The sequence below is a fragment of the Ruania albidiflava DSM 18029 genome (assembly GCF_000421225.1).
Taxonomy (GTDB): domain Bacteria; phylum Actinomycetota; class Actinomycetes; order Actinomycetales; family Beutenbergiaceae; genus Ruania; species Ruania albidiflava.
On record NZ_ATWL01000011.1, the window covers coordinates 86,600 to 103,005 of the forward strand.

Here is a 16,406-nt window from a genome sequence, read left to right on the forward strand (position 1 = left end):
CTCGTGGCACCGGTGGCTTGTGGTGCGGCCCTGCACCGCCGCACCACAAGCCCGGAACAGGTCAGTCGACCGGGAACAGCGAGACGGTCACCGCACCCGTGTACGAGCCCGGCTCGGTGTCGACCGGCACCTCCAGCTGGACCTGGGAGGAGACCGACGTCGAGCCGGTCCGGCCCGCATGGGTGGCCTCGGCCAGACGTTGTGGCGCTGCCAGGCCGCCACCTCCGGACAGGACGCTGTGCACATCAGGGCCTGCCGTCACCCCGTCGCGTTCACTGACGAGACTCGGGGTCCAGCCAAGGTGGTCGGCTCCGATCGAGCCCTGTTCCCCGACCAGGTCCGATGCGCGGCCTGCTAGCGCCCACCCGGTTCCGGAAGCCTGCTCCTCGGTGCGTGAGTCTGTGACCGTGACGGTCGGCAACGTGCCGCTCATCACGAGGCGATCACCAGCGTTGGTCGCCTCACCGAGGGTGACGGTGTCGTCGTCAGCGATGCTGAGGGACAGGTAGCCGTCCGCCACCTCCGGCACCGTAGCTTCGATCTCGATGCCATCTGAATCATCGGCCGTGGACGTGCGGAACAGGCGTGGCGCGAAGTCCGTCAGGTCATGCTGCCAGGTGTCCCAGCCATGCGGACCCTCGAACCAGCCATCGAACTCGTACTCCACCCCGGCGCGGTCGAAGACCTCCATCGCATTCACGACCCCGCCGTAAGTGAAGTCCGTGATGTTGCCGTTGTACAGCCGCAGCAGCGTGGTGCCGTCGTTGATGGCATCGACATCGAGATCCGACCCGTCACCGGAATATCCGGCGGAGAAGACTCCAACGTAGCCGAACTCACCAGGTCGCTCAGTGAGGATGCGCATCGTCTGCCCGCCACCCATGGACAGCCCGGCAAGTGCACGCCGTTGCGGCTCGGCACTCACGTTCAGCTGCTCCTCAGCAGCGGGGGCAATATTGTCCAGCAGCTCGGTGGTGAAGTCGTCCACGTTCCCGTTGCCCATCACCACCACCATGGGCTCAAGGTTCCCGTCGATGAAGTGGTGGTCCAGGATGTTCTTCGCCTGCCCCATCTCCAGCCAGTCCGTGTAGTTCTGGCCCCCTCCGTGCTGCAGGTAGAACACGGGGTACGGCTCGGACCGCGCCTCGTCATAGCCGGGTGGTGTCCACACCAGGGCGGTGCGGTCCTGACCCACGATGCTGGGGTAGCTCATCTCCTGAACCGTGCCACCTTCGCCCTCAGGCACAGGTGAGACCAGCCTGGCTCTCTCCCCCGGGACGAGGAACTGGCTCCATGTAGGTTCGCTCGTCACGCTGGTCGGGTTGCTGGTGTCCTTCGTCGATTCCATGTCGATGATGAACCGGTAGTGGTACCAGCCCGGCTCCAGCGGCCCCACTGTGCCCTGCCAGCGGTCCCCGACCGACGTGAGCTCGACCCGGGTCCACAGGTGGCTCGGGCCCCAGTTCGCCCACACGGTCACGTGCTCAGCGTCGGCGAAGTCCGTAGTGGTCTCGAAGGTGACGAAGCCGCCCTCGCTCACCCACGGGGTAGGCGTGGTTCCCGACTCCGGGGTCTCGAACGGTTCGTCGATAGCGGTGTGTCCCGGGCTCATCCCGGTGAAGGGCGGTTCCTGGAACAGCCGCTGGGCAAAGTCGCTCAGGTTCTCCTGCCACGCGTTCCAGTTGTGCCCGGCGTCAGGGTTGGCGCCGTCGAACTCATACTCGACCCCAGCCTCGTCCAACGCATTCATCGCGTGGTAGATGTTGCGCCCCGGGTTCTGTGCAGGCTCTGATTCCAGGAGGATGAGGAGTCATGGCAAGACAGCGGAAGTACAGCGAGGAGTTGCGGGAGCGGGCCACGCGGATGGCGTTGGAGGCGATCGCGGCCGAGGGTAAGCGCATGGTGGTGATCCGGCGGATCGCGGGCCAGTTGGACATCCACCCCGAGGCCCTGCGCAGCTGGGTCAAGCGTGCGGAGGTCGATGGCGGGCATCGTCCCGGGGTGCCCTCCGAGGTCGATGAGCGAATCGCGCAATTAGAACGAGAAAATCGCGAACTGCGAAGGGCGAATGAAATACTTCGCACGTCAGCGGCTTTTTTCGCCGCAGCGGAGCTCGACCGCAAGACCAAATAGCCGATAAAGACACGTCCAAGCGTGAGGTGCCACTCCCAGTGGTTATCGAATATATCGATACTCACCGCGGGCGTGTTATTGAAGGTAAGAAGCTCGGGGTCGAGCCGATTTGTCGGGTCCTGAATGAGGCCGGTGTGCAGATCGCTCCGAGAACATATTACGCCGCCAAGAAACGCCTACCGTCGGCGCGCGCCATTCGCGATGAGGAACTGAAGGAGGAAATCAGTCGCGTGTATTTGCAGAATTACGGCGTTTACGGTGTGCGCAAGGTCCATGCCCAGCTGCGTCGCGAGGGCATCGAGGTGGCCCGGTGCACGGTGGAGCGGTTGATGCGCCAGCTGGGCCTGCAGGGTCTGCGGCGCGGTAAGCGCCCCAGGACGACGATCAGCGACGGTCAGGGGCCCGGGGTGGGCGATCTGGTGGCCCGCTCCTTCCGCGCCCAGGCGCCCAACTTCCTGTGGGTTGCTGACATCACTTATATCCGCACGTTCTCCGGCTGGGTATATGCCGCGTTCGTGCTCGACGTGTTTTCCCGCAGAATTGTCGGCTGGCAAGTATCCACCTCACTGCATACCAATCTCGCGCTCGACGCCCTCGAAATGGGAATCTGGTCCAGAAAGCGCGCCAGTCAAGACGTCACCGGACTTGTTCACCACTCCGACCGCGGAGTTCAATACCGTGCCGTGCGCTATACCGAAAGGCTCGCCGAAGCCGAGGCAGTCGCTTCGGTGGGATCGAGGGGCGATTCCTACGATAATGCAATGGCCGAAGCGTTCAACTCGTTGTTCAAAGGCGAGCTGATCCACAATCCGCTCAAACGCGGACGCGGTTGGCAGTCGATCAACGACGTAGAGATCGCCGTGGCAGAGTACATCGATTGGTATAACCACCGCCGCGTCCACGGCGAGCTGGGCCAGCGCTCCCCAGCCGAGGCCGAGGAGGTGTACTGGACCACGCGCTACGATCAACCCGCCGAGCTCACCCGGGCGCGGTGACAGACAACGAAGCCTGCATCAGACCCGGGGCGCAACAAGACGTCGTTGTACGCGATGTCGGTGGGATTGCCGACATAGAGCCGGAACAGGTCGGTACCCGCGTTGATGGCGTCTACAGGGAGCGTGTCGAGTCCGTTGAACCTCCCGGCTCCGAACGTACCGACATAGGCGAACTCTCCTGGGTCGCTGGCCAGCACGTCGAACGTCTGGCCCCCGCCCATGGAAAGTCCGGCCAGCGCACGTTGAGCGGGATCGTCGCTAATGTTGAGCTCCCGTTCCGCGGTCCGAGCGATGTTGCGGAACAGCTCGTCGGCAAAGTTCGAGACGTTGCCGTTGCCCATGACCACGGCCATCGGCTGGATCTTCCCGGCGGCGTAGAGGTTGTCGAAGATCTGCGCAGCGCGGCCTACCTCGACCCAGTCCCGGTAGCTCTGCGCACCACCGTGCTGCAGGTAGAGCACCGGGTAGGCCTCGGCCCGATCAGCATCGTAGTCCGGCGGGGTCCAGGCCAGGGCGGTACGCTCCTCGCCAGCCACTGAGCTCTGATAGGTGAGCTCGGTCAGGGTGCCCTGCTCCGCCTCGGGGGCATCCGCCAGGAGAGCGGCACTCTCGCCCTCGACGAAGAGCGTGCTCCATTCCGGTTCAGAGGCGACGCTCGTCGGGTTGGTCGGGTCTTTGACAGTCAGATGGTCATCGGCCGTGATCTGGTAGTAGTACAGGCCTGGTTCCAGCGGCCCGAGGACGCCGGTCGCCATGTCGCCATCGATCGAGAGGCCGAACTCCGCCCAGTTGGCGGACGGTCCGAAGTTGCCCTCGGCCACGACCTGGCTGATGTCGGCACCGACGGCGTCCTCGACCTCGTCGACTGGCACGTTGAACGTGGCAAAACCTTCGTCGTCGATGATCACCCAGTCGTCAGCGGCGCTGGCCGATGTGGACACGACCATCACGCTCCCGACAGCGACCAGTGCACCGACGCCCGCTGCAGCCACAGGTCTGGACCAATGCGGCCGACGTCGTCTTCTGAGTGGGACATGTGTCATCTCGCTCTCCTCTTCGGTGAGGCCTCTCCCCCGTCCAGTCGCTAGGCCTGGGGACGGTGAACCACCCGATCTGCACATTCATTATGGGCAGTCCTACTACGTTGTATGATTCTGACCTGCACATTTACCACGTAGTAACGACAGGAGTAATAGTTGCGCGGCGCGTCAAACTTGTCAAGACCCAGCGGTGCCCCGCGCCGGCCCCGGCCCGGCAAGCGGTGGTGACAACGCCACGGGACGGTAGAGTCCCCAGCAGCGATCGCGATGTGTCCGTCGACGCACCGGGCCGGTTCAGGTGGCCGGGCTGTGTATCACCAGGCATGGCCGTCTCGGCCGGAGCAGAGCGGGGAAGCTGAAAATGGGCGTGACCATGCGTGACGTGGCCTCATTGGCGGGGGTGTCGAGCAAGACGGTCTCCAACGTCGTCAACAACCATCCGCACGTGCACCCGGAGACCCGAGCACGAGTGCAACGAGCGATCGGAGAGCTCGGTTACCGGCCCAACTTCTCCGCCCGCGGTCTGCGCTCCGGACGGACGGGGGTCATCGGCCTGGCAGTGCCGGAGCTACGCCAGAACTACTTCGCCGAGCTTGCCGACGACGTCATCGCCGCCGCAGAGAACCACGGGCTCGGCGTGATCGTGGACCAGCTCGGCGGTACCCGTCAGCACGAGGTGGACGTGCTGACCAACGGGCTTCGTCAAACCGACGGGTTGCTGTTCAGCCCCGAACGGTTGGGTACGGAGGACCTGCAGCTGCTGGACTACGTCGGTTTTCCCCTAGTGCTGCTCGGCGAGCGCATCTTCGGCGGCCCAACGGACCACGTCACCATGCACAACGTCTCCGCTGCACGCGCCGCGACCGAGCACCTGGTCGACCGGGGTCGGGACCGCATCGCGGTGGTCGGAGCACACCCGGACGGGCGAGAGAACCAGATCCGCCCGGCAGACCTGCGGATACGTGGTTACCGGCAGGCCTTGTTCGAAGCAGGCATCGAGCACGAGCCCCAGCTGGAGCGCCGGGTCGCCCCGTGGCACCCACAGAACGGCGCCGAGGCTACCCGTGAGCTGCTTGCCTCGGGGCTGCAGTTCGATGCGCTCTTCGCCCTCAACGACACCCTCGCGGTCGGTGCTCTGCGTGCTCTTGGCGAGGCAGGTGTCCGAGTGCCGGAGGACGTCGCGGTCATCGGCTTTGACAACATCGACACCGGCCGCTTCACCCTCCCCTCCCTGTCCAGCGTCGATCCCGGCCGGGGCGAGATAGCCAGGACGGCCGTCGAGATGCTCATCGAGCGCATCGAGGGCGGCCAAGGAGTCCGGCGTCCGGCGCGCTTGTACAAAGCGGACTTCCACATCGTCACCAGGGAGTCCACCGGTGATCTCAGCAGCGAGCTCGACACCTAGGACTGCACGCTGGCCGGCTCACCAAGCCACTCAGGAGGCGAAGGGCCGGTGCGTGTCGACGATCTGCCGGCCCAGCGGGGTGAGCGTGATCGGGATCAGCTTGAGGTTCGCCCACGCCAGCGGTAGCCCGATGATCGTGATGGCCAGCAGGAACGCGGTGACCACGTGCCCGATCGCCAGCCACCAGCCGGCGAACACGAACCAGACGATGTTGCCGAGCGCCGACCCGAGGCCGGCGTCGGCGCGGCGGGTGATCTCTCGGCCGAACGGCCAGAGCACGTACCCGGCGATCCGGAACGAGGCGATGCCCCACGGGATGGTGACGATCAGGATGCAGCAGATCAGGCCCGCGATCGCGTAGGCGATCGCCAGCTCGAGCCCGGCCAGCAGGAGCCAGACCACGTTCAGTACCGTGCGCACCGGCCCAGTGTACGAGCCCGCTGCCCGGGGCTGCTCCTGCGTCGCTACTCTGGGCGGACATGGCTACCGAACGCGTACCGCTGCACCGCCACCCGCGCGCCGCCGAGCTGCACGAGGCTGGGGCCACCGGTTTCGTGCTGGTGCTCGCCGGGGGCGGGTACGCCCACCGGTCCGACCACGAGGGTCCCGGCGTGGTGGACTTCCTCGCCCGTCACGGCATCCCCGCGGGGAGTCTGGACTACCCGGTCGCCCCGGCGCGCCACCCGGATGCACTGGAGCAGGTGCTGCTGGCGTTGGCGGACCTGCGTGCCGGCGTGCACGGGGTGGTGACCGGGCCGCTCGCGGTCGTCGGGTTCTCCGCCGGCGGGCACCTGGCCGGGACTGCCGCCACCGCCACCGACGCCGAACGTGCCCTGGTGGCTGCCCGCGCGGGCCTGGACCCTGCATCGGTGCGCCGCCCGGACCTGCTCACCCTGGCCTACCCGGTGGCCTCGCTGGTGCACCGCACGCACATCGGCTCCCGGCTGAACCTGCTCGGCGAGGACGCCCCGGAGGAGCTGGCCGCCGGGCTGAGCCTGGAGCGGCGCGCCGATGCCGGAGTGCCGCCGCTGCTGTGCTGGCACACCGCCGACGACGAGGCGGTACCGGTGCAGAACTCGCTGCTGGCCGCCGCTGCGTGGCGGGACGCAGGTGCTGAGGTGGAGCTGCACGTCTACCCGACCGGCCGGCACGGTCTCGGTCTGGCTGCCGGCGAGCCCGAACCGGTCGCGTCCTGGTCGGCAACCTGGCTGGCCTGGTTGGCGCGCCACGGGGTCCACCCGGTCGGATAGTGGCACCTGGCCGGTCGGGCGGCACGCGGACGGTGCGGCGGCGTAGGTTGGTGCTATGCACGTGATCGAAGCAGCCCAGGCTGGTGGCCCAGACGTCCTGCAGTACCTCGAGCGGCCCGCACCGGACCCCGGCCCCGGTCAGGTGCTGGTGCGCACCGAGGCGATCGGGGTGAACTTCATCGACACCTACCACCGCAGCGGTGTCTACCCGATGGACTTCCCGCTGGTGCCGGGACAGGAGGGCGCCGGGGTGGTCACCGCCATCGGCGAGGGAGTCACCCAGGTGGCCGAGGGTGACCGGGTGGCCTGGGCGAGCAGCCTGACCGGCTCCTACGCCGAGCAGGTGCTGGTGGACGCCGCTGTGGCGCTACCGGTCCCGGACGCTCTGGACACCCCGACCGCCGCGGCCCTGGCCCTGCAGGGGATGACCGCCCAGATGCTCGTCGACGGTGTGGTCGCCCTGGAACCGGGCCAGACCGTGCTGGTCACCGCCGGTGCCGGCGGCGTGGGGCTGCTGCTCACCCAGCTCGCGGTGGCCGCCGGGGCGCGGGTGATCACCACTGTCTCCACGGCGGAGAAGGAGGAGCTCTCCCGCGGGGCCGGCGCCTGGGCGGTGATCCGGTACACCGAGCTGGACGACCTGACCACCGAGCTGCCAGCGCGGGTGCGTGAGCTCACCCACGGGGTGGGGGTGGATGTCGCATACGACGGCGTCGGGAAGGACACGTTCGATGCCTCCCTGGCCAGTGTGCGCACCCGGGGCATGCTGGTGCTCTTCGGCGGGGCGAGCGGTCAGGTGCCGCCGTTCGACCTGCAACGGCTGAACCGGGCCGGGTCGTTGTTCGTCACCCGGCCGACGCTCGCGCACTACATCGCCGATCCGGAGGAGCTGCGGTTCCGGGCCGGGTCGGTGTTCGCCGCCGCCCGCACCGGCGCCTTGGCCGTGCGCATCGGTGCCCGCTACCCGCTGGCGGACGCCGCCGAGGCGCACCGGGCGCTGGAGGGGCGGACCACCACCGGCAAGGTGCTGCTCATTCCCTGACCAACCTGCAGCTCACGAGGGTGCGGTTGTGGTCGCAGAATTGCCAGATCGCAACCACAACTGCACCCCCGCGGGCCGGAAGGGGTCAGCTGCGCAGCTCGGCGCCGAACCGCTGGGCTGCGAGCCTCACCACTGCTTCCCGTACCGCGGCGGTATCGGCAGCGGTCAGGGTCCGGTCCGGGGCGCGCATCCGCAGCGAGAACGCCAACGACTTGCGGCCCTCGCCGAGCGACTCCGAGGAGTAGGCGTCGAACAGCCGCACCTCCTCGGCCAGCTCCCCGCCAGCCTCCCGCACAGTGGCCAGCAGCTCGGCCGCGGGCACCTCGGCGGGCACCACCAGGGCGATGTCCTCCTTGGCCGCGGGGAACGTGGACACCGGTCGGTACTGCGTCGGCTCGGTCGGCGCCGCCGCCAGCAGCACGTCCAGGTCCACCTCGAAGGCTACCGTCCGGGCCGGCAGCCCGAGCGCCTGGGTGACCTTCGGCGCCAGCTCACCGGCATAACCGGCCACTGTGCCGTCGGCAACTGTCAGCCGGGCGCACCGGCCCGGGTGCCACGGTGCGCGGTCGGTCTCCGCCGCCACCTGCAGCGGCGCCCCGGCCCGCTGGGCGACCAGCTGGGCCAGCTCGATCGCGTCGGCGTAGTCGGCGGCGCGGGCCGTGCTGAGCACCCCGGGCGGGACCCGGTTGCCGGCCAGGATGCCGGCCACCAGAACCGGCTGGTCCGGGACCGCCTCGCGCACCTGCGCGAGGATCTCGTCGGCGGGCTGCACGCCCAGGGGAGGCAGCGGGGAGAGGTGGGCTCCGCCGTCGGGCCGGGTGACCGCACCGATCTCGTAGATGCCCAGGTCGGTCATCCCGCGGCCGATGTTCCGCACCGCCGCGTCCACCAGGGAGTCCAGCACGCTGGTGCGCATCGCCGGTTGGGCGTCCGACAGCGGGTTCGCCAGGTGCACGGTACGCCGGCGGTCGTCGCCCTCAGGCAGGCCGAGCTCGTCGTGCCGGGACGGGGCGATGAACGGGTAGGTGAGCACCTGCACCAGACCCGCCTCGGCCAGCGCCTGCGCCACCGCGCGGCGCCGACGCTGCGGCAGGGTCAGCCCTCGTCCACCCGGCGGGGCGGTCGGCAGCACCGAGGGCACCTGGTCGTACCCGCGCAGCCGCACCACCTCCTCCACCAGGTCCGCCGGCACCGTCAGGTCCGGGCGCCAGCTCGGCGGCACCACACGCAGGTGCGGGGCACGCAGCGCACGTCGGCCGCCCTCCGGGACCTCGACCTGGGTCACCGTGGCACCCAAGGAACGCAGCGTCTCGGCGACCTCCTCCGCGGTGTAGTCCACCCCGGCCAGCCGGCCCGGTAGGTCCGCGTCCAGCTCGATCGGGGCCGGGGGCTTCGTGCGGTCCAGGTCGGTGGCAGCCTCTTCCGCCACCCCGCCGGCGAGCTCGGTCAGCAGGTCCACGACCCGCTGCGCGGCGACTGGCGGCAGGGCAGGGTCCACACCGCGCTCGAACCGTTTGGCCGCCTCGCTGGGCAGCTTGTGCCGCCGGGCGGTGCGGGCCACGCTGACCGGGTCGAAGTGCGCGGCCTCCACCAGCACGGCGGTGGTCGAGGCGCTCACCTCGGTCTCGGCGCCGCCCATCACCCCGGCCAGGCCAAGGATCCGAGCAGCGGGGCCTCCGGCGGAGTCGGTGATCAGCAGGTCCTCGGCGTCCAGGGTGCGCCTGACGTCGTCGAGGGTGGTCAGCTGCTCACCGGTGCGGGCGCGGCGTACCACGATCGGAGTGGCCAGGGTGTCCAGGTCGTAGGCGTGGATCGGCTGGCCGAGGTCGAGCATCACGTAGTTGGTGATGTCCACCACCAAGGAGATCGGCCGCATCCCCGCCTGCCGCAGCCGGGTGGCCATCCATCCGGGGGTCTGCGCGGTCGGGTCGATGTCGCGCACGATCCGGGCCACGAACCGGTCGCAGCCACCCACCCCGTGGACCGGCCGCTCGTCGTGCACGGTGACCGCGAACGCGTCCACCATGAACTCCGGCACCTGGGTGCTCAGCGCCGGGTCGGTGAACGTGGCGCCGGTGGAGTGGGCGTACTCCCGGGCGATGCCGCGCATGGCGAAGCAGTAGCCGCGGTCCGGGGTGACGTTGATCTCCAGCACCTCCTCGCCCAGGCCGAGCAGCTCGATCGCGTCGGTGCCCGGAGCCGGCGGGTCGGAGAGCACGATGATGCCCTCGTGGTCCTCGCCGAGGCCGAGCTCGCGGGCGGAGCAGATCATCCCGTCGGAGATGTGCCCGTAGGTCTTCCGGGCGGAGATGGCGAAGTCGCCGGGCAGCACGGCACCGGGGAGCGCGACCACCACGGAGTCGCCGGCGGAGAAGTTGTCCGCCCCGCAGACGATCCCGCGCGGCGCGCCGCCCTCCGCCCCGTGCTCCGGACCGACGTCCACCTGGCACCAGTTGATCGTCTTGCCGTTCTTCTGCGGCTCACCCGCCACCTCCAGCACCCGGCCGACCACCAGCGGGCCGGTGACGCCGGCGCGGTGGATGGTCTCCTCCTCCAGGCCCACCCGCACCAGGTCGGCCGCGAGCTGGTCGGGAGTGGTGCCGGCCGGGACGTCGACGTGCTCGCGCAGCCAGGTGATCGGTACCAGCGGCATCAGCGCGCTCCTTCCATCGAGAAGCGGATATCCCCTTCGATGATGTCGTGCATGTCCTCGATCCCGTGCCGGAGCATCAGGGTGCGCTCGATGCCCATGCCGAACGCGAACCCGGAGTACTCCTCCGGGTCGATCCCGCAGGCACGGAGCACGTTCGGGTTGACCATGCCGCAGCCACCCCACTCGATCCAGCCCGGGCCGCCCTTCTTCGCGGGGAACCACAGGTCCATCTCCGCGCTGGGTTCGGTGAACGGGAAGAACGAGGGCCGCAGCCGGGTCTTGGCCTCCGGTCCGAACATGGTGCGGGCGAAGTGGTCCAGCACCCCGCGCAGGTGTGCCATGGTCAGCCCGCGGTCCACGGCCAGACCCTCCACCTGGTGGAACACCGGGGTGTGCGTGGCGTCCAGCTCGTCGGTCCGGAACACCTTGCCCGGGCAGGCGATGTAGACCGGCAGGTCTCGCTCCAGCAGGGCGCGGGCCTGCACCGGGGAGGTGTGCGTGCGCAGCACGAGGTGCTCGGGCGAGGCGGCCGGGCCGCCGGGCGCCACGAAGAACGTGTCCTGCATCTGCCGGGCGGGGTGGTCCGGGCCGAAGTTGAGGGCGTCGAAGTTGAACCACTCGTGCTCCACCTCGGGACCTTCGGCGATCTCCCAGCCCATCCCGGTGAAGAAGTCGGCAACCTCCTCCATGAGGGTGTCCAGCGGGTGCCGTGCCCCGGGTCGACGGCGGTCGGCCGGGATGGTCACGTCCACCGCCTCGGTCTGCAGCACCTGGGCGTCCCGCTCGGCCTCCAGCTCGGTCTGCCGGGCAGCGAGCGCCTGGTTCAGCCGACCCCTGGACTGGCCGACCAGCTTGCCGGCCGTGGCCTTCTGGCTGGGCTCCAGGGTGCCGATGGCCCGGTTGGCCAGCGCGAGGGGGCTCTTGTCGCCGGTGTGGGCGATGCGGGCTGCCTTCAGCTCGTCCAGGCTGCTGGCGGCGGCCACAGCCTGCAGACCGGCCTCCAGGGCAGCACCGACGGCGCCGGAATCGGTGGGCGAGGGGACGTCGGGCTGGTCAGGGTGATCGGGGTGATCAGAGGTGCTCATGCGAACCTTCCGGGCGAACGGTGGACCAGTGGGAGTCTAGGGTGCCCGCCCGGGGCGCAGTGAGATCGGCGGCGAACCATCGCCGCACACGCGCCGGCCCTCAGACGGGCCAGGTAAATCGCGTGGCGTGCATGGGCCCATCCTGCCACAGCCGCTCCGGGCACCGTTCCGGGTGCGCCCACACCACCTCCCGCACCCGGTCACCGCACCTGCACAGAATCGCCGCACCGATGGCGAGGGCCGGCTCAGGGTGCATGAGAGCCTTGGATCTGGTCGACCAGAGGAGCCTCTTCCCCCATGCTGCCTGCCATCGCGCGCGGTGTCGTCGCGCCTGCCGCCGAGTACGACGGGTTCATCGGTTGGGTGCTGTCGTTGATGACCACGATCGGTGAGGTCGGTGTGGGTCTGGCGGTGCTGATCGAGACGTTCTTCCCGCCGATCCCCTCCGAAGCGGTGCTGCCCGGTGCTGGGTTCCTCGCCTGGGACGGGCGGATGAACGTGTGGTGGGCGATCGTGGCCGCCACGCTCGGCAGCCTCGTCGGTGCTTGGATCTGGTACGGGCTCGGCGCGCTGCTCGGGCGGGAACGCACCAGGTGGATCTTCGTCAAGGTCCCGCTGCTGGAGACCGCCGACTTCGACAAGGCCGAGGCGTTCTTCGCCCGCTGGGGCGGTGCGGCGGTGTTCTTCGGCCGGTGCGTGCCGCTGGTGCGCTCCTTCATCTCCATCCCGGCGGGGATCGAGCGGATGCGGCTGTGGCCGTTCTCGCTGTACACCCTGGTCGGCTCACTGATCTGGAACGGTCTGTGGATCGGGCTGGGGTTCGCCTTCGGCCCGGCGATCGACCCCGTGCTGGAGCGGTGGAGCGGGGTGCTGTCCAAGCTCGTGGTCGGGGTGATCGCAGCGGCGATCCTGTGGTTCGTGGTGGTCCGGGTGCGCAAGCTGCTCCGGGCACGCCGCGAGGAGACCCCCACCGAGACCTGACCGGACTCCCCACTGCTCGCGAACGCCCCGGTTCGCGGCGACACGCCGGGCGCGGGCCGCGAACCGGGGCGTTCGCGGATGTGGGGGCACGTTCTGAGGCTCCACCGTCGACCGCTACGCTGGAACACATGGCTGAAGAACCCGCTCCGATCTCCTTCGCCCGTGGCGCCCCCTCGCTGGACATCATCGATGTCGAGGGGCTCAAGGCCGCCGCCGACCGTGCCTTCACCAACGACCCCGCCGGCAGCTTCGCCTACGGCACGTCCGTGGGGTACAAGCCGCTGCGCGCCTGGATCGCCGAACGGCACGGGGTGGCCGAGGAGCAGGTGCTGGTCACGAACGGGTCCATGCAGGCGGACGCGTTCCTGTTCGACACGCTCGTCCAGCCGGGCGACACCGTGGTGGTGGAACGGCCCAGCTATGACCGCACCCTGCTGTCCCTCAAGGGCCGGGACGCGGACCTGCAGGCGGTGCCGCTGGCCGAGGACGGCGTGGACGTGGAGGCCATGGCCGCACTGCTGGCAGGTGGCACGAAGGTGTCCCTGGCGCACCTGATCCCGAACTTCCAGAACCCGGCCGGCTACTCCTTGTCCGGGCAGAAGCGCCGCGCCCTGGTGGCGCTGGCCCGCGAGTACGAGTTCACCATCTTCGAGGACGACCCGTACGTGGAGCTGCGGTTCTCCGGGGAGCGGCAGCCCACGATGTTGTCGCTGTCCACCACCGGTGAGGTGGTCTACGCCTCCTCGTTCTCCAAGACCGTGTGCCCGGGCATCCGGGTGGGCTACCTGGTCGGCCCGGCCGAGGTGATCGCGACGATCGCCAAGCTGGCCACCGGCACCTACATCTCCCCGAACATGGTCGCCCAGTCGATCGTGAACGAGTTCGTCCGCGGCGGGTCCTTCGACACTTCGATCGCCACGGTGAAGACCGCGCTGGCCGAGCGTGCCGAGCGGCTCTGCGCAGGCCTGCGCGAGCACATCCCGGATGCGCAGTTCGTGGAGCCCGAGGGTGGTTACTTCCTCTGGGTCACCCTTCCGGAGAACGTGGACGGCGACGCCCTGTTCGCGGCCGCTGCCGAGCGGGGTGTGCAGATCGTCAAGGGCAGCGACTTCCTCCTCGACGATGCGAAGAACGCCATCCGGCTGGCCTACTCCGGGGTCACCCCGGCGCAGATCGACGAGGGTGTGCGGCGCCTCGCGGAGGCCTACCGCTCCCTGTGAGCAGCTCCTCCGAATGCGCGACGGCGGAAGCTCGCCGTCGCGCATTCGTGGCTGTGGGCAGTGTGGTCACCCCAGGGCCGCACCGGGCACATCCGCCCGTGCCGCAGGGGTCGTCGACCAGGCCGCATCTTCCCGCGGCGCCGCAGGGCGCATAGGGTGTGCGCCATGGCCTCCTCCGCGAGAATGCTGGACGTGCCCGGGCCCGACGGTGACCGGCAGGTCCGGATCTCCTCCCCGGAGCGGGAGATGTGGCCGGGGATCACCAAGTGGGACCTGGCCAGCTACACCGTGGCTGCCGGGCCGGCACTGCTGCGCGGGCTCGGTGACCGGCCGGTGACCCTGCAGCGGTTCCCGGCCGGGGTGGGCGGGGAGGAGTTCTTCTCCAAGAACCCGCCACGCGGGGCACCGGAGTGGTCCCGCACCGTGATGTGCACCTACCCTTCCGGGCGCAAGCACCCGCAGCTGGTGATCGACGAGGTCGCCACCGCTGTGTGGGCGGTGCAGATGAACACGATCACCTTCCACCCGTGGCCGGTGCGCACCGCGAACACCGACAACCCGGACGAGCTGCGCATCGACCTCGATCCCCAGCCGGGGCGCACCTTCGCCGACATCGTGGAGGCCGCCCGGGCGCTGGGCGACCTGCTCCGGGAGCTGGACCTGACGCCATGGGTGAAGACCAGCGGCAGCCGCGGTCTGCACGTGTACTCCCGGATCGCGCCGGACCTGGAGTTCCTGGACGTGCGGCACGGGGTGATCGCGATCGCCCGGGAGCTCGAACGGCGGCTGCCCGACCTGGTGACCACCGCCTGGTGGAAGGAGGAACGCGGGGAGAAGATCTTCGTCGACTTCAACCAGGTGAACCGGGACCGCACGATCGCCTCCGCCTACTCCCCCAGGCCGCTGCCCGGGGCGCCGGTGTCGATGCCGGTGCGCTGGGAAGACCTGGACGAGGTGACGATGAGCGACTTCACTGTGCGCACTGTGCCGGACCTGCTCACCTCCAGCGGTGATGCCTGGGCCGGGATCGACGAGGCGGTCGGGCACCTGGAACCGGCGCTGGCGATGTGGCAGGCGGACGTCGACCGCGGCCTGGGCGAGCTGCCGTTTCCCCCGGAATACCCCAAGATGCCCGGTGAGCCGCGACGTGTTCAACCCAGCCGCAAACGGCGTGATTCCAACGAATAACGCCCCTCTATTCAGTGTGGCTTTCCGAGCATAGCGCACACAGCGCTGATAACCTAGTCTCATGGCAGCCACCCTCGACGACCTCGGTAAGTCCTTCGCCCGTGCCCTACGGGCTGAGGGCCGAGCGCCGCGAACCGTCACCCTGTACCTGATGAGCGTTCGCATGTTCGGTGAGTGGCTGACCGCTCAGGACATCTCCCCCACCGTGGACAACCTCACCCGCGCGAACATCCGCGACTGGCTGGCCGACCTCGCCGTCGGCCGCGAGCCGAGCACCGTACGGACCCGCTACCGGGGACTGTTCCGCTACTGCGGCTGGCTGCTGACCGAGGAGGAGATCGACAAGCACCCGATGCAGGGCATGTCGCCACCGATCGCCCAGGCAAAGCCGGTGCCCGTGCTCACCGATGACGAGTTGGCCGCGCTGATGAAGTCCTGCCGAGGCAACACGTTCGAGAACCGACGCGACGAGGCGATCATCCGCGTGTTGCTCGACTGCGGGCTGCGGGTGTCCGAGTTGTGCGGCATGACGACCGAATCCGTGGACCTCGACAACGAGATGTGCATCGTCCGGGGCAAGGGGTCGAAGGTGCGCACCGTATATTTCTCCACCCGCACCACGGCCGCGCTAGACCGGTACGCCCGCATCCGTGCCAAGCATCGTTTCGCCAGCCTGGATGCGTTCTGGCTCACCCAACGAGGCGCACTCTCCCCCGATGGCGCCCGTGATCGTATCCGCGACCGTGGGAACCGGGCCGGGATCGAAGGGCTGCACCCGCACCGGTTCCGGCACACCTTCGCTCACGACTTCCTCATGGCCGGCGGGCAGGAGCGCGACCTGAAACGGCTAGCGGGCTGGACTTCGGACGTGATGTTGGAGCGGTACGGGGCATCGGCTGCTGACGCCCGCGCCAAGGCCGCTGCACGACGACTCAGGAGAGGCGACCGAGTATGAGCATTCCCCCCGAACTGGTGAGTCCCGGTGCCGGGCCGGTACTGGTGGAGATCGCCTGTGGCGAGTGCGGATCGCGGCGCGTTGGTCTTGTCCAGCGTGACGGGCGCACCGTCACACCCACGGGTGCGGTGTTGACCGGCTGGGTGCTGCGCTCCCTGTTCGGGAAGGTGCGCTCAGCGGAACATGGGCGAGGGCTGGCCGTCAGTGAGAAGGTCTTCACGCTCGCCAGGCCGGGGAGTGAGCGGACGGTTGTTTGCCCACGGCACGGGTCGCTCGCCCTCGACATGCGGGCTGTTGCGCAGGCAGCGAACACCAACACGCCGAAGCCAAGAGTCATCCGCGCTGTGCGCAATCGCAGCGTATAGTGGTAATCGGCGGTCGGAATAACTAAGACCGCGTTACGTGAAGGCCGAGCGGTGCCCGCTCGCTGCTAGGAGATCGGCGCCCTAGCGAGATTCC

14 protein-coding genes are annotated in these 16,406 nt (G+C 69.0%); 9 read left to right on the plus strand and 5 right to left on the minus strand.

The window, feature by feature from the left end:
- Nucleotides 1-61: 61 nt before the first annotated feature.
- Nucleotides 62-1,750, minus strand: a complete 1,689-nt coding sequence (locus K338_RS22685) for an alpha/beta hydrolase (protein ID WP_022918683.1) — start codon at nucleotides 1,748-1,750, stop codon at nucleotides 62-64.
- Nucleotides 1,751-1,812: 62 nt separating this feature from the next.
- Here K338_RS22685 and K338_RS0113415 point away from each other — a divergent pair.
- Nucleotides 1,813-3,128 (plus strand): IS3 family transposase gene (locus K338_RS0113415; protein ID WP_138977299.1). Its coding sequence is split into 2 segments (ribosomal slippage): nucleotides 1,813-2,104 and nucleotides 2,104-3,128, totalling 1,317 coding nucleotides; the frame shifts between segments, so codons are not numbered across the junction.
- Here K338_RS0113415 and K338_RS0113420 read toward each other — a convergent pair.
- On the minus strand, nucleotides 3,098-4,069 hold the full coding sequence (locus tag K338_RS0113420; protein ID WP_245542968.1) for an alpha/beta hydrolase: 972 nt from the start codon (nucleotides 4,067-4,069) through the stop codon (nucleotides 3,098-3,100). The genes K338_RS0113415 and K338_RS0113420 overlap by 31 nt on opposite strands.
- A 472-nt stretch (nucleotides 4,070-4,541) precedes the next feature.
- Here K338_RS0113420 and K338_RS0113425 point away from each other — a divergent pair, with 472 nt between their 5' ends.
- Complete coding sequence (locus K338_RS0113425) at nucleotides 4,542-5,573, plus strand: LacI family DNA-binding transcriptional regulator (protein ID WP_245542971.1); 1,032 nt, start codon at nucleotides 4,542-4,544, stop codon at nucleotides 5,571-5,573.
- Between the two features lie 30 nt (nucleotides 5,574-5,603).
- On the opposite strand, the gene K338_RS0113430 is transcribed toward K338_RS0113425, so the two are convergent.
- Entirely contained in the window at nucleotides 5,604-5,993 is a 390-nt protein-coding gene (locus tag K338_RS0113430; RefSeq protein ID WP_022918688.1) for a YccF domain-containing protein, read from the minus strand.
- 59 nt (nucleotides 5,994-6,052) lie between these two features.
- Between K338_RS0113430 and K338_RS22690 the strand changes: the two genes are divergently transcribed.
- Nucleotides 6,053-6,823, plus strand: coding sequence for an alpha/beta hydrolase (locus K338_RS22690; protein ID WP_022918689.1), 771 nt, complete (start codon nucleotides 6,053-6,055; stop codon nucleotides 6,821-6,823).
- A gap of 55 nt (nucleotides 6,824-6,878) precedes the next feature.
- Nucleotides 6,879-7,865, plus strand: coding sequence for a quinone oxidoreductase family protein (locus tag K338_RS0113440; RefSeq protein ID WP_022918690.1), 987 nt, complete (start codon nucleotides 6,879-6,881; stop codon nucleotides 7,863-7,865).
- 85 nt (nucleotides 7,866-7,950) lie between these two features.
- On the opposite strand, the gene pheT is transcribed toward K338_RS0113440, so the two are convergent.
- Nucleotides 7,951-10,518, minus strand: a complete 2,568-nt coding sequence (gene pheT, locus K338_RS0113445; protein ID WP_022918691.1) for a phenylalanine--tRNA ligase subunit beta — start codon at nucleotides 10,516-10,518, stop codon at nucleotides 7,951-7,953.
- Nucleotides 10,518-11,603, minus strand: coding sequence for a phenylalanine--tRNA ligase subunit alpha (gene pheS / locus K338_RS0113450; RefSeq protein WP_022918692.1), 1,086 nt, complete (start codon nucleotides 11,601-11,603; stop codon nucleotides 10,518-10,520). Before pheS ends, pheT begins: the two co-directional genes overlap by 1 nt.
- Before the next feature lie 297 nt (nucleotides 11,604-11,900).
- Between pheS and K338_RS0113455 the strand changes: the two genes are divergently transcribed.
- The 5 genes from K338_RS0113455 (at nucleotide 11,901) to K338_RS25620 (ending at nucleotide 16,312) form a co-directional block, all read left to right on the plus strand.
- A complete protein-coding gene (locus K338_RS0113455) occupies nucleotides 11,901-12,584 on the plus strand; it encodes a DedA family protein (protein WP_022918693.1) in 684 nt (227 codons plus the stop codon).
- A 128-nt stretch (nucleotides 12,585-12,712) separates the two neighbouring features.
- Nucleotides 12,713-13,804: an aminotransferase-like domain-containing protein gene (locus tag K338_RS0113460; RefSeq protein ID WP_022918694.1), complete on the plus strand. Its 1,092-nt coding sequence runs from the start codon at nucleotides 12,713-12,715 to the stop codon at nucleotides 13,802-13,804.
- Between the two features lie 165 nt (nucleotides 13,805-13,969).
- Nucleotides 13,970-14,992 (plus strand): non-homologous end-joining DNA ligase, encoded by a 1,023-nt coding sequence (ligD, locus tag K338_RS0113465; protein WP_027286827.1) that lies wholly within the window; start codon nucleotides 13,970-13,972, stop codon nucleotides 14,990-14,992.
- A 61-nt stretch (nucleotides 14,993-15,053) separates the two neighbouring features.
- Entirely contained in the window at nucleotides 15,054-15,947 is an 894-nt protein-coding gene (locus K338_RS0113470; protein WP_022918696.1) for a tyrosine-type recombinase/integrase, read from the plus strand.
- On the plus strand, nucleotides 15,944-16,312 hold the full coding sequence (locus K338_RS25620; RefSeq protein WP_157612429.1) for a hypothetical protein: 369 nt from the start codon (nucleotides 15,944-15,946) through the stop codon (nucleotides 16,310-16,312). The genes K338_RS0113470 and K338_RS25620 overlap by 4 nt, the downstream gene beginning before the upstream one ends.
- Nucleotides 16,313-16,406: the final 94 nt, after the last annotated feature.